Source organism: Halomonas halodenitrificans DSM 735 (assembly GCF_000620045.1).
In the GTDB taxonomy this organism is placed as follows: Bacteria; Pseudomonadota; Gammaproteobacteria; order Pseudomonadales; family Halomonadaceae; genus Halomonas; species Halomonas halodenitrificans.
The window spans coordinates 56769-69939 of sequence record NZ_JHVH01000014.1 but is presented as its reverse complement, the minus strand read 5'-3'; the positions used below and the strand labels follow the sequence as shown (position 1 = coordinate 69939).

General features: G+C 64.9%; 12 protein-coding genes. 7 read left to right on the top strand and 5 right to left on the bottom strand.

Annotated features, from left to right (window positions below; translation table 11 throughout):
- Window positions 1-307 precede the first annotated feature (307 nt).
- The 3 genes from Q358_RS0107880 (at window position 308) to Q358_RS0107870 (ending at window position 2902) form a co-directional block, all read left to right on the top strand.
- Window positions 308-1552: an NAD(P)/FAD-dependent oxidoreductase gene (locus Q358_RS0107880; RefSeq protein ID WP_027961553.1), complete on the top strand. Its 1245-nt coding sequence runs from the start codon at window positions 308-310 to the stop codon at window positions 1550-1552.
- A 2-nt stretch (window positions 1553-1554) separates the two neighbouring features.
- A complete protein-coding gene (gene nfi, locus Q358_RS0107875) occupies window positions 1555-2250 on the top strand; it encodes a deoxyribonuclease V (RefSeq protein WP_043487865.1) in 696 nt (231 codons plus the stop codon).
- 100 nt (window positions 2251-2350) lie between these two features.
- Window positions 2351-2902, top strand: a complete 552-nt coding sequence (locus Q358_RS0107870; RefSeq protein ID WP_027961551.1) for a DUF1415 domain-containing protein — start codon at window positions 2351-2353, stop codon at window positions 2900-2902.
- A 21-nt stretch (window positions 2903-2923) separates the two neighbouring features.
- Here Q358_RS0107870 and Q358_RS0107865 read toward each other — a convergent pair whose 3' ends face one another.
- Window positions 2924-3808: an aldo/keto reductase gene (locus Q358_RS0107865; RefSeq protein WP_043487864.1), complete on the bottom strand. Its 885-nt coding sequence runs from the start codon at window positions 3806-3808 to the stop codon at window positions 2924-2926.
- Between the two features lie 213 nt (window positions 3809-4021).
- Between Q358_RS0107865 and Q358_RS0107860 the strand changes: the two genes are divergently transcribed.
- Entirely contained in the window at window positions 4022-4447 is a 426-nt protein-coding gene (locus tag Q358_RS0107860; protein WP_043487861.1) for an OsmC family protein, read from the top strand.
- A 45-nt stretch (window positions 4448-4492) separates the two neighbouring features.
- On the opposite strand, the gene Q358_RS16830 is transcribed toward Q358_RS0107860, so the two are convergent.
- Both Q358_RS16830 and Q358_RS0107850 read right to left on the bottom strand, forming a co-directional pair.
- Entirely contained in the window at window positions 4493-5203 is a 711-nt protein-coding gene (locus Q358_RS16830; protein ID WP_051530246.1) for a gamma-glutamyl-gamma-aminobutyrate hydrolase family protein, read from the bottom strand.
- Entirely contained in the window at window positions 5200-6207 is a 1008-nt protein-coding gene (locus Q358_RS0107850) for an amidoligase family protein (protein WP_027961548.1), read from the bottom strand. The genes Q358_RS16830 and Q358_RS0107850 overlap by 4 nt, the downstream gene beginning before the upstream one ends.
- A gap of 94 nt (window positions 6208-6301) precedes the next feature.
- Here Q358_RS0107850 and Q358_RS0107845 point away from each other — a divergent pair, with 94 nt between their 5' ends.
- Window positions 6302-8659: a mechanosensitive ion channel family protein gene (locus Q358_RS0107845; RefSeq protein ID WP_051530245.1), complete on the top strand. Its 2358-nt coding sequence runs from the start codon at window positions 6302-6304 to the stop codon at window positions 8657-8659.
- Window positions 8660-8681: 22 nt separating this feature from the next.
- On the top strand, window positions 8682-10217 hold the full coding sequence (locus tag Q358_RS0107840) for a hypothetical protein (protein ID WP_027961546.1): 1536 nt from the start codon (window positions 8682-8684) through the stop codon (window positions 10215-10217).
- Here Q358_RS0107840 and deoC read toward each other — a convergent pair.
- A complete protein-coding gene (gene deoC, locus Q358_RS0107835) occupies window positions 10214-10969 on the bottom strand; it encodes a deoxyribose-phosphate aldolase (RefSeq protein ID WP_027961545.1) in 756 nt (251 codons plus the stop codon). The two genes, Q358_RS0107840 and deoC, sit on opposite strands and share 4 nt — an antisense overlap.
- 235 nt (window positions 10970-11204) lie before the next feature.
- Here deoC and Q358_RS0107830 point away from each other — a divergent pair, with 235 nt between their 5' ends.
- Window positions 11205-11885, top strand: coding sequence for a CBS domain-containing protein (locus Q358_RS0107830; protein ID WP_027961544.1), 681 nt, complete (start codon window positions 11205-11207; stop codon window positions 11883-11885).
- Between the two features lie 114 nt (window positions 11886-11999).
- Here the strand turns inward: Q358_RS0107830 and Q358_RS0107825 are convergent, their stop codons facing one another.
- Window positions 12000-13154: an aminotransferase class V-fold PLP-dependent enzyme gene (locus Q358_RS0107825; RefSeq protein ID WP_027961543.1), complete on the bottom strand. Its 1155-nt coding sequence runs from the start codon at window positions 13152-13154 to the stop codon at window positions 12000-12002.
- Window positions 13155-13171: the final 17 nt, after the last annotated feature.

Genomic DNA, 13171 nt, shown 5'->3' with positions numbered 1-13171 from the left:
CCACTGGCAGGACGATGTTTTGCGGAATCATTCATATCATTTTGTGATATTTTTCGAGCTGATCATCATATGAAGTGGCGATAAGGCGAGCAGGGTTTTCTCCGAAAAATGAGAAATATGGATTAAAATTAATGAATAGAATGTCATTTTTGTTTTATATCAATTTCACGAGATTGGCGTTTATATCATTGATTGTTTTGCATATTTCAATTGAGTATTAAGAGTTTCGTTTTTATTTTCTTCTCTTTGGGGTTGAATGAAAGCAGGAGAAATCGTCATTCCCATCCCTTTTTATCAGGAGATATTGATGAATTCGCAGAGCGAGACTCTACGCCATCAGGTGGTCATCGTCGGTGGTGGTACCGCCGGTATCACGGTGGCGGCGGCGCTGTTGAGGCGACAGCCGAGTCTGGACGTGGTCATTGTCGAGCCGGCCGAGCGCCACTACTACCAACCCGCCTTTACCCTGGTAGGCGGCGGCACCTATGACCTGTCGCGTACCAGCAAGCCGCTGCGCGAGGTGGTGCCCAAGGGCGCGACCTGGCTCCAGGCGTCGGTCGCGACCTTTGAGCCCGACGCCGATGCGGTGCGCCTGGAGGATGGTCGGCGCCTGCACTATGACGCCCTGGTGGTAGCGGTGGGCATCAAGCTCGACTGGGGGCGGGTCGAAGGGCTCGTCGAGGCGCTGGGCACCCAGGGCGTGTGCAGCAACTACAGCGCGGATAGCGTGGCCTACACCTGGGAGTGCCTGCAGGCATTTCGCGGTGGCAACGCCATCTTTACCCAGCCGCCCCCGCCCCTGAAGTGCGCCGGCGCCCCTCAGAAGATCGCCTATCTCGCCGCCGACCACCTGCGCCGACAGGGGCTCGAGGCTCAGAGCACGCTCAAGTTCTATTCCGGCGGCGGAGCGTTGTTCAGCGTGCCCGACTTTGTGCCACCCCTGGAGCGGGTCGCCCGGGACCATGGCGTTGAGGTGACCCTGTCCCACGACCTGGTGGCGGTAGACGGCGAGCGCCAGGTGGCGACCTTCGTCACCACGGGCGCCGACGGCGCGTCCCGACGCGTCGAACAACCCTTCGACCTGCTGCACGTCACGCCACACCAATGCGCGCCCGATGTGATCCGCGAGAGTCCGCTGGCCGATGCCGCCGGCTGGGTCGAGGTGGACAAGGCGACCACCCAGCATGTGCGCTATCCGAAGGTGTTCTCGCTGGGCGATGCCAGCTCGCTGCCGACCTCCAAGACCGCCGCGGCGGTGCGCAAGCAGGCGCCGGTCACGGTGAACAACCTGCTGGCCCAGATGGCGGGGCAGGAGCCGACGGCGAGCTACGACGGTTACACCTCCTGCCCGCTGGTGACCGCCTACGGCAAGGTGATGATCGCCGAGTTCGTCTACGGTGGCGTGGTCACTCCGACCCTGCCGCTTGACCCCTTCAAGGCGTCGCGCTTCTACTGGGTGGTCAAGAAGCACCTGCTGCCGAGTTTCTACTGGGGCACCATGCTCAAGGGCAAGGCACCGGATATCGCCCATAAACCGCTGAAGGCCTCCTGAACGTGACGCGGCTCCCCCTGCACGACTGGAACCTGGCGCCGAAAGACGCCATCGCCCTGCAGAAGGGCCTGGCCGGGCGCATCGAGCGAAAGGACCGCCTCGCCGAGGTGCGTCATCTCGCCGGCGTGGATATCGGCTTCGAGCAGGGCGGCGAGATAACGCGAGCCGCCGTGGTGGTGCTGGCCTGGCCGCCGGATGCCGACGGAGAGATCTCGGTGGTGGAGCGGGTGGTGCATCGCGAGCCAACGCGGATGCCCTATATTCCGGGGCTGTTGTCGTTTCGTGAGGTGCCGGCGGCGCTGGCGGCGTTCGAACGCTTGAGCGTGCGGCCCGATCTGGTGATGGTGGATGGCCAGGGCATCGCGCACCCACGGCGGCTCGGCGTCGCCAGCCACCTGGGGCTGTGGCTCGATGTGCCCACCATCGGTGTGGCCAAGTCGCGGCTGTGCGGGCGTCACGCCGAGCCGGGGCCCGCGCGAGGGGATTGGACTCCCCTGGCCGACGGCCCGGAGGATGAGGTGATCGCGGCGGTGCTGCGTTCGCGGGCCAGGGTGAAGCCGATCTTCGTTTCCACCGGCCACCGGGTCTCGCTGACTACCGCCCTCGAGTGGGTCGTTGCGTGCCTGCGGCGTACCAAGCTCCCTGAACCGACTCGGCTGGCGGACCGGCTGGCCTCGCGTCGCGATGGCCAGCAATAGCCGGCGACGCTATCGCCGTGTCACCGCCAGAGGGGCAACAGACCTCGGGGAGCGCCGCCGCTGCGCTATACTGGCGGCTCATTTCCGTGCCGAGCCGACCATGTCCCCAGCCGCTGATCCCCTTGCCGCGACCCGCCAGTGGGTCGAGACCTTCGTGGTTCCCCGCAATATCTGTCCCTTCGCCGGTCGTGAGGTGGCCCGTGACACCATTCGCTACGTGGCGGTCGATGCCGGCGACTGGGAGCGGGCCCTGCTGGCACTGGTGGCCGAGTGTGAACGCCTCGACGAGACGCCCGCCATCGAGACCACCCTGTTGGTGCTGGCGCCGGGACTCGAGGCCTTCGAGGACTACCTGGGTTTTCTCGAGGTGGCCGAGGCGCTGCTGGTGGATCAGGGCTATGAGGGGACCTATCAGCTGGCCAGCTTCCACCCGGACTACTGCTTCGCGGATGCCGAACCGGAGGACCCTGCCAACTTCACCAACCGCTCGCCCTCGCCGATGCTGCACCTGCTGCGGGAGGCGGGGCTGGAGCAGGCGTTGGCCCACTATCCCGATCCCGAGGCCATACCCGAGCGCAACATGGCGGCGCTGCGCGAGGAAGGCCATGACGCACTCGATACGGCCCTCGCCAGGTTGCGGGGCCAGGCGTAGAGCCCCTGGCCACCGGTAGGGCTAGACGATATCCAGCGGCACTCGGCGCGAGGGCGCCGGGAAGGCCGCTTCCAGCCGGGTGTAGGCCTCGTCGTCGAGGCGAACGTGCAGGGCGGCGGCGTTCTGCTCCACATGCTCGCGGCGGGCCGCCTTGGGAATGGCGATGACGTCGCGGGCGCCATCTACCGGGCGGGTGACCCAGGCCAGCAACACCTGGGCCGGAGTAACGCCGAGACGCGCGGCGATGGCCATCACCTCGGGGTGATCCAGCAGGTCGTCGCGCAGGCCGCCGGCCTGGGCCAGTGGGCAGTAGGCCATGGTGGGTATGCCGTGGCATCGTTGCCACGGCAGCAGGGAGTGCTCGATGCCTCGGGAGCCCAGGTGATAGAGCACCTGGTTGACCGCGCAGTCCGAACCGCCGGGCAGGGCGTGGAGTTTGGCCAGCTCCTCGACATCGACGTTGGAGACGCCGAAGCGGCGGATCTTGCCTGCTTCGCGCAGGCGCTCGAAGGCCTCGAGGGTCTCATCGAGGGGTATCCCGCCCGGCCAGTGGAGTAGATAGAGGTCGACATGGTCGGTGCCGAGCCGTTGCAGGCTGCGTTCGCAGGCGGTGATGGCCGAATCGCGCCCGGCGTTCCAGGGGTAGACCTTGGAGACCAGGAAGGCCTCGTCCCGGCGCCCCGTCAGGGCCTCTCCAACCACCTCTTCGGCACCGCCGTCGGCGTACATCTCGGCGGTGTCGATCAGGGTCAACCCCATGGCCAGGCCATGCTGCAGGGCGCGTATTTCTTCCCGGCGCGGGGCCAGCCCCTCGCCCATGTACCAGGAGCCCTGGCCGATGGTGGGTAGCATTACGGCGGGCTCATGGGCGGTGGCCGGCAGGGTGACGTGGGGGGCGGTAAGCATACGGTGGCTCCCTTTTTTTATGGAATTGTTTTTATGGAATTGCTTTTATGGAATTGCTTTTCATTTATTCTGGGTGCTGAGTGTCGAGGATGCAATGCGCCCTTGCCGTCGCGGCTCGCCATCTCCATAGTCTAAGGTATCAAGACACCCAGGCATGACCTGCGCACGCCTATCACCGGCGTGCCCATATGACCCACGATCGAGGAGACGTCGATGACTATTGAAAACTTTGCCAGCGCACAGTGGAAGGGCAGCCTGAAGGAGGGCGGCGGTACCCTCTCCACGCCGAGTGGTGTCCTCGCGGATACGCCCTATGACTTCCGTCGGCGCTTCGAGGGTGCCGAGGGCACCAATCCCGAGGAGATGATCGGCGCGGCTCATGCCGGCTGCTTCACCATGGCGCTGTCGCTGGTGCTCGGCGAGTCGGGCTACACCGCCGACAGCCTCGACACCCAGGCCAAGGTGACCCTGGATCCGGACTCCCTCTCGGTGACCGCCGTCCACCTGACCACCGTGGGCCGAGTGCCGGGTGCCGATCAGGCGGCCTTCGAGGAGGCGGCCAATGGGGCCAAGGAGAATTGCCCCATCTCCAAGCTGCTCAATGCCGAGATCACCCTCGACGCCAAGCTGGAGGGCTAACTGACGGGGACAGTCCCCCAGACCCCCGGGGACAGTCCCCCAGCCTCACGGGGACAGTCCCCCAGACCCCCGGGGACAGTCCCCGGGGGTGGGGTTGCGGGCGGCGCTTACCAGGGCGCTGATCAGGCGCTGTTGGGGGCGATTGAAGATCAGCCACTCGGGATGCCACTGGACGCCGATCAAGAAATCGTGCTCGCGGGACTCGATGCCTTGCACCAGGCCGTCGCGGTCACGGGCGACGATCTCGATGCCGCGTCCGGCTTGCTTGACGGCCTGGTGATGCAGGCTGTTGATGCGACACCAGGTGACCCGCAGGATGCGATGCAGCCGGCTGTCACCGACGATATCCACGGTCTTGCGCGGCAGCACGGTGCGTCGCCGCTTGAGTCCCTCGTGGCTGGTATAGATGTCCGGGTCCAGGGTGCCGCCCAGGTAGACGTTGATCAGCTGGGCGCCACGGCAGATGCCGAGCACCGGCGTGCCCCGGGGAATAAAGGTCTCGAGCAGCTCCAGCTCCAGCGCATCGCGCTGGGGGTCGACGCGTACGTCGATCTGCACCTCGGCGTCATAGAGCTGGGCCTGGATGTCGTCACCGCCGCCGATGATCAAACCATCGAGGTGGGGTGGCCAGGGGCGCGATGGCGATAGCCGCAGGGGCCGCCCACCGTGGCGCCATACCGCAAACCAGTCGAAGAGCCAGGCAATATGGCTCTTGCGATCCGAGGTGGTAATACCGATCAGGGGGCGCTGGCTCATGGCGTCTTCACCCAGCGCCGCAGGCTCAGCCACAGGCGGGTGAGCGGCGAGCGGGTATGCTTGGCCACGTAGCCCGCGGCACGGCGCCTGAGGGTCGCGGTGTCGGCGGCCAGTTTTTCCACCTCCAGCCAGCGATTCCATTCCACCGCCGAGCCCCACCCCGGCTGCGAGAGGCGCGCGTCGGGCAGCCGATAGTGGAAGGTGGGGCGGGCCTTGACCAGCTTGTTTTGGAAGAGCTCGTGAGGATAGTCCGGCCGTAGGTAGGCAAACAGCGGGGTCATGTCGAGCTCGCGGTTGCGGGTCGGGTTATCGGCCAGGTAGTCGCCGATCAGGGTGTCGATATCCGGGGCATAGTCCTCAGCCAGGATCTTGAGGGCATAGGCCTTGGGGAAGGGGTTGGCATGGGGCAGGACCTCGCGGGTGATGTCGACATCGATCTGTTCACGCAGCCACTCGGCGGTCAGCAGGTAGGCGCGTAGATGATCGAGCAGGCTCGCCGCCTCGAGGCTGGGCACCTCGGGATTGAGGTGCAGCCCGAATCCGTAGAGCAAGCTGGCGTCGGTACCCTTGGCGCCTTGCTCGCGCAGCGCCTCGAACAGCTTGTCGAGCCGTTCGAGCTCATTCCAGGGGATCGGCGGACAGACGATCTCGGTGGGCACCAGGCCGGTGACGACATCGCCGATCAGTTCTCGGGTTCGGCTGTGGAAGTCGACCCGCATCCGGTGACGGTGGCGCTCCCACTCGCTGTCGCCGCTGGGCATGGCATCGAGTATTTCCGCGTCGGGGTGGGCGTACTGGGTATCGAGCTCGATGGTAAAGTGACCCCAGCGAGTATCGTCGACCTTGAGGCGATGGGGGCTGAGCACCCGAACCTCGCCGCCGAACAGCGCGCAAACCACGGCGGCGGTATCCTGTGGCGGCAGACCCGCGAACTCGATCTCGACGCCCACACGGCGCGTCTCACCATCATGGGTGTGTGGTTCGGGTGGCGATAGCGGCGTCATGGCGGCATCCTGTACGTCACATATAAGCGTTTGCGAGCGTATCATATCGGTCTCGACCCACGACGCCTCGATTACCCGTCAACATGGAGATGTGATGTTCCCTTATCGTCGCCTCGGCCCCGGCCCTGCCGCCTGGGCCTCGCTGTTCGGGCTCCTGCTGGGGCTGGCCCTCTGGCTGCTGCCCGCCGCGGCCGTCCAGGCCCAGGCCGTCAACCTGCCGGGCCTGGTGACGTCCTCCGCGGATCAGCAGCGACATGATCCCGAGGCCTTTCAGGAGTCGCTGCAGCGCATCATCTCCACTCTCGAGGACGCCGAGCGGCGTGGCCAGTTGCTGCAGAGCCTGCAGGATCTGCAAGAGGTACACGGCGAGGCGACCGAGAGTAGCGGGATTACGCCGCGGGAGGGCCTGCTCGGCGCCCTGGCGGAGACCATCAACGACCTGGGCCAGCAGGCCGAGGGAGAGCGGTCGCCAGTGGCGCACTGGAAGGCTCAGCTCAATCAGGGCTGGCATGATCTGAGTGCCCTGGTGGCCGAGACCGGTAATGCCGACCTGATCCGCTTTGCGGTCGAGGCCACGGTGTTGCTGGTGATCTGGGGCGGGCTGTTGGTGATCCTGACGGCCCTGGGGCGCCTGTTCGCCAGGCGTCGCGGCTGGCCCCTGGACCTTCCGCGGGAGCCGCGCGCCTGGCTGCTCGGCGTACATTTCTTGCGCCGCATGCTGCCCTGGACGCTGGCCTTCGCACTGGTGCTGGGGATCGCCCAGCTGGTGCCGCCCAGCAGCGGGCGTGTGCTGACGCTGGTGGTGGCCTATGTCGCCCTGTGTGGTCGCACCCTGTCGGTGGTGCTGGAGACCTTCGTGTCCGAGTTTACCCGGGGGCACCGGTTCGTGGCGGTGCAGCTGGTGCAGAATCATGGCCTGCGTCCGTTGTTCGTGATCGGTGCCCTGGTGGCACTGGGAGATGCCTTCAACTCCGGGCGCCTCACTACGCTGCTCGGCAACGAGCTTGCCGGTCTGCTGTCCGTCCTGGCCAATATGCTGGCGGCCCTGCTCAGCGTGCGCTTCATTCTGCGATTCAAGCGACCCATCGAACATATCATCCGCAATCGCCCGTGGAGCGAGCGCCGTGACACCGGGGCCAGCGCCAGCATCGTGCAGGTGCTGGGACGCCTATGGCATGTCCCGGCGCTGCTGCTGGTGGGGGGCTCTCTGGTGGCGATCTTCGTCACCGGCGGCGATGTGGGCACCGCCCTGGCGCGCTCCATCATTTCGGCGGCGCTGCTGGTGCTGGTGCTGGTGGTGACCGGCCTGGTCCGGCGCCACGGCGAGCGGCGCAAGAGCCGCCAGCGCCGCCGCCGTACCAGCCAGTACCGTGTGCGACTCGAACGGTTCGGCTATGTGCTGGCCCATGTCGCCGCCTGGCTGACCTTCGGTGAGCTGTTTCTGCAGGTATGGAGTGGCTCGCTGCTGGGCATCGGCACCCAGGGGGTGGCCAGCGCGCGCATCGGCCAGGCCCTGCTGGCCATCGCCCTGACCCTGCTGCTGGCCTGGCTGGCGTGGATCTTCGCCGATACCGCCATCCAGCGTGCCCTGACCAGCTCGGCGCGCTCCCGCGGGCGGCGGGTCAACCAGGCCCGGGCCCAGACCATTACCCCGATGATCCGCAATGTCATGTTCACGACCATCGTGATCATCGCCAGCATCGTCGGGCTGGCCAACCTGGGGGTCAACGTGACGCCGCTGCTGGCCGGTGCCGGTGTCATCGGTCTGGCGATCGGTTTCGGCGCCCAGACCCTGGTGCAGGATTTGATCACCGGTATCTTCATCCTGATCGAGGACTCCCTCGCGGTGGATGATTTCGTCGAGATCAATGGGCATATGGGCTCGGTCGAGGGCCTGACCCTGCGCACCGTGCGCCTGCGTGACCTCGATGGCATCGTGCATATCATCACCTTCAGCCGCATCGAATCGATTCACAACATGTCGCGGCAGTTCGGCATTGCGCTGATGAAGATTCGCATTCCCTACGAGATGCGTATCGATGACGCCATCACATTGATGCAGGAGACCGCCCAGGCGCTGCGCCAGGATCCGATGATGCGCCACTACATCTGGTCGCCGCTGGAGATGCAGGGCATCCATGCCTTCGAAGACGGCTGCCCGATCCTGCGTATGCGCTTTCGTACCGCCCCCGAGATGCAATGGGACGTGGCCCGTGCCTTCAACCTGATGCTCAAGCAACGCATGGAGGCCCAGGACGTCGACCTTGGGGTGCCGCGGCTCAGCGTCAGCATGGAGGGTCATGGCGGCGGGCGCCTGGATGGTGCCAGCGAGCGTTGCGGTGATGGAGGCGGTTCTCGTGATGCGGCGGGCCGCGCGCCGGGTCGCGCCGGTGTCGCCGACCCCCATCATCAGACGAGCAGCAGTGGTGGCTCGCCTGACCCGGGCCAGTAGCCCTGCCTAACGTGAGCCGCCCATGATCAAGGTAGATCGTCAGGATAGCCTGCACTTCAAGGTTTCCCGCGTGTTGCAGGAGGAAACCTCGCACCGGCTCGACCTCTATCTCTTCGTACCGGGAGAGCTGGGGTTGACCGGTCAGGTGATCGCCGAGGAGGACTTCTATCACGGAGCCATCTATGTCAAGCGCACCTACTTCAGTGACCGCTATCGTCTGCCGCTGGTGCTTAGCCGACTGGCCGAGCGAGGGAAGCTCGATGCCGAACATTATCGCCTGAGTCTTAGCCTCTATGCCTATCAGTATGTGGTAGCCATGGAGGGGGCGATTCCGCCGCTGCTCGATGATGTGCGACGTGCCAGAAAGGCGGAAAAGGCGGAAAAGGCCGAGAAGGCCGAGAAGGCGGAAAGAACCGAGAAGGGTGAGCAGGGCGAGGCGCCGGCAAGGGCCAACGCCAGCGGCCGGTCGTCCGAGACAGGCGCCTCGTCCAGGAAAGCAACGGAAAAGGAACAGGCTCCGAGCCTGGAGCAGCGGCTGACCGAGCATGTCGATCTGGCGGTCCACATCCTGCGCCGCCTGCGGCGTCAGGAACCCAGTGAGGAAAGTCTGCATCGCTACTTCGCCACCATCGACAACTACCTCTCCTGGTTTACCGAGCAGCGGCTGCTGGCGCTGCTGGCCGGGTTACCGCGGGGTTCACGCTATCGCGCGCTGCGCACACGCCTGGTGGAGATCTGTCGAGCCGAAGACGACTATCGTCGCGAACGGGAATACAACTCCGACCGGGTGACCGGCGACTCCACGCGCATGTCCAACAAGATGCGCTTGTTGCGCCGATTGATCGAATACCCGGTGACGCTCAAGCAGAAGACCCAGGAGCTGGGCAACGCCGAACAGAAGGCGGTGAAGGCGCTGGCGACCGCGGTGGTCATGGTGTTTGTCTCGCTGGGGCTGCTCGAGATCCGCACCGTGCTGGCCGATATCACCGTGCTGTTTGTGCTGGCCATGGCCGGCATCTACGCCCTGCGCGAGGTGTTCAAGGATGATCTGCGCAACACCCTGTGGCGACTGCTGCGCCGTGGCCGTCCCAAGTGGCGCCGCCAGTACCTGGACCCGACGCATAGCCAGGTGGTGGGGCGTCAGCTCGAGTGGTTTGACTATAAGCGCTTCTCCAAGCTCGACGAGGAAATCCAGCGAGTACGCAAGCGCAGCGTGGCCCAGCGTGAAGAGGTGGTGTTGCACTACTGTTCAAGTTCGCGGATGTCGCCCACGCGATTTCTCAGCGGCTATGAGCACACCCGCGAGACGCTGACGGTCGATGTGTCGTCGATTGCCCGCCTGATGGACAAGGGCAATCGTCGCGTTTATCGGCTGGAGGAGGGTGACCAGGTGGTTCGCGAGGAGGTGGAGAAACGCCACCTCCTCAACCTGGTGATCCGCGAGACTCAAGGGAATGCGCCGCCCACCTTGCAGCGCTGGAAAATCGTAATGAGTCGCTCGCGGATCGTCGACGTGGAGCAGGTCCACGCCGAGGGACCGGGGCACGACCAGGGCTAGGCGCTGCCCAGCCCCGAGTTGGCCAGCAGGTCATCGAGCAGGTCGGAGGCGCCGAAGCGCATGTGCTGAGGCGTGATCCAGGCTCTGCCCATGACACGCTCGGCGAGCTGCAGATAGGCCAGGGCATCCTCGGTGGTGCGAATCCCGCCGGCGATCTTGAGGCCGACATCGCGCTGGCTCGCCTTGATGACGTCGAGCAAGAGCTCGGTGGTTGCCAGACTGGCATCCACGGCGTTCTTGCTGGTAGACGTCTTGAGGAAGGTGGCGCCGCCTTCGATGGCCAGTTCCGCCGCGCGACGGATCAGCGCCGGGTCCTTGAGTTCACCGGTCTCGAGAATCACCTTGAGAGTGGCGTCCCCGCAGCCCTGATCGCAGCAGGCCACCAGCTCACGGCCGGTTTCCTCGTCGCCGTCCAGCAGCGCGCGATATGGAAATACCACGTCTACCTCGTCGGCACCGGCGGCGGCTGCTTCCCGAGCTTCGCGGGCGGCGGCCATGATGTCATCTCCGCCGTCGGGGAAGTTGGTCACCGTGGCGACCTTGACCTTGCCCGCGAGGTCGAGGGCCTTGAGGGTTCGCTGGGCGGTCGTGACGAAGGCCGGGTAGACGCACACGGCTGCCGGATAGCCGACGGGGGTCCGGGTCCGGCGGCACAGCGATTCGATGCTGCGATCGCTGTCGTCGTCGTTGAGGCTCGTCAGGTCCAACAGGGAGAGCGCCAGGCGGGCGGCATGCTGGAGGTCATCGGTCATGGCAGTATCCGTAGTCGCGAGGAACAGAGGGCGCCCCGGGGTGATGGCCCGGGATTGGCGCTCAGCATACGGAACCGGGCCCGGCGCTGCCAGGGTTGAAGCGTTTGCCCAAAGCGAAGGGAGAGGGCACCATCGAGGATGAGCGTTGATGGTTCTTGGCCTGGATCAAGGCAGGAGGTTCCGCGCGTTGCTATGTTAATTCTATACAAGTTCCTGAACCCGCTGGAGAACGTCGATGCAAGCTGCCGATATCATGACCCGTAACGTCATCACCGTAAGCCGTGACAGTGAGGTGCGCGAGATCGCCAGCTTGCTGGTGGAACACGGTATCAGTGCCGTGCCGGTGGTAAGTGACGCCGGCCAGGTGCTGGGTATCGTCAGCGAAGGCGACCTGATTCGACGCGTCGAAGATGACAAGCGCAGCAAATCCTGGTGGCTGCGGCTATTTGCGGTCAATGACCCCGCCGAGTACGTCAAGACTCATGGGCGACGCGCCTATGAGATCATGACGCCCGAACCGCTTACCATCGACGAGGACATGCCGCTGGCCCGGATCTCGCGCCTTCTCGAAAAGCATCACATCAAGCGGGTGCCTGTCGTCAGCAACGGCAAGCTGGTGGGTATCGTCAGTCGTGCCAATCTGCTCCAGGGGTTTGCCATGGCCGGTCAGGAGCCAGAGGTCAGCACGGATGATCGCAGGATTCGTGAGGCGATCCGCAAGGAGATCGACGTCAATACAGGCGTGCTGGTGGGTCGCATCAACGTCATCGTCAGCGAAGGCAAGGTGGAGCTTTGGGGCCTGGTAGAGAGCAACACGGAGAGCATGGCGGTGCAGGTAGCGGCGGAAAACACTGCCGGGGTCAAGGACGTCGAGAACAACCTGGGCTATGTGCCGCGCGGCTACGGTGCCGCCTGATTGTCTCGACGATAGATAACCATCAAAACGGGCGGCCCCAGGGCCGCCCGTTTTGATGGTGCGTATTATGGCCGGTGGGTGAACCGCTGGCCGTCCATGCCGCTCGATCGCGGGCTAGGACTCGTCGGCCTCGGGTTGGGTCGGCTCGGCGATTCTCTCCAGGGCCTGGCGCAGGTTGTCGATGGCCCGCTGGTGCTGGTGAAGCTTCTCCAGGCCGAACAGCCCGATGCGGAAGGTCTGGAACTGGTCACCTTCATCGCACATCAGCGGTACGCCTCCGGCAATCTGCAGCCCCTCTTCGGCGAAGCGGCCGACCAGGCCCGGGTCGTCGGTGTAGCAGACCACCACACCGGGCGCCTCGTAACCGGGGGCGGCCACGCTCTTGAAACCATGCTCGGCAAGCAGTTCGCGTACGCCGCTACCTAGTGCCTGCTGCTCTTCACGGAGCTTGTCGAGGCCATACTGGTCCATTTCGAGCATGACCTCGCGCAGCTTGACCAGGCCATCGGTGGGCAGGGTGGCGTGATAGGCATGCCCGCCGTTTTCGTAGGCTTCCATGACGGTAAGCCACTTCTTCAGGTCACAGGCGAAGCTGGTGCTGGTGGTTTCCTCGATGGTTTCGCGGGCCAGCCGTGACAGCATCACCATGGCGCAGCAGGGAGAGGAGCTCCACCCCTTCTGCGGGGCGCTGATCAGCACGTCGATGCCAAGGTCCTGCATGTCGACCCACATGGTGCCGGAGGCAATGCTGTCGAGCACGAGCAGGCCGCCTTCCTCGTGGATGGCATCGGCCACCTGACGGATATAGTCGTCGGGCAGCATCATGCCCGAGGCGGTTTCGACGTGGGGTGCGTAGACGATATCGGGCTGGGCGTCGTGAATCGCGTCGAGCACATCCTGCAGCGGTGCCGGCGCGAACGGGGACGTGGCGTCATTCTCGTCGAGCCGACGGGCCTTGCGCACGTTGACGTCGCCCGTGATCTGGCCCATCTCGAGGATCTGGTTCCAGCGGTAGCTGAACCAGCCGTTGCGCAGCACCAGAGTGCGCCGGTTCTTGGTGAACTGCCGAGCGACGGCCTCCATGCCGAAGGTGCCGCTGCCCGGCACGATCACCGCGCTATGGGCGTGGTAGACCTTCTTGAGGTGCGTGGAGATATCACGCATTACCTCCTGAAAGCGCGCCGACATATGGTTCAGCGAGCGGTCGGTATAGACCACCGAATACTCCAGCAGGCCATCGGGGTCGACATCGGGAAGCAAGCCGGGCATCTCTCTCTCCGTATTGG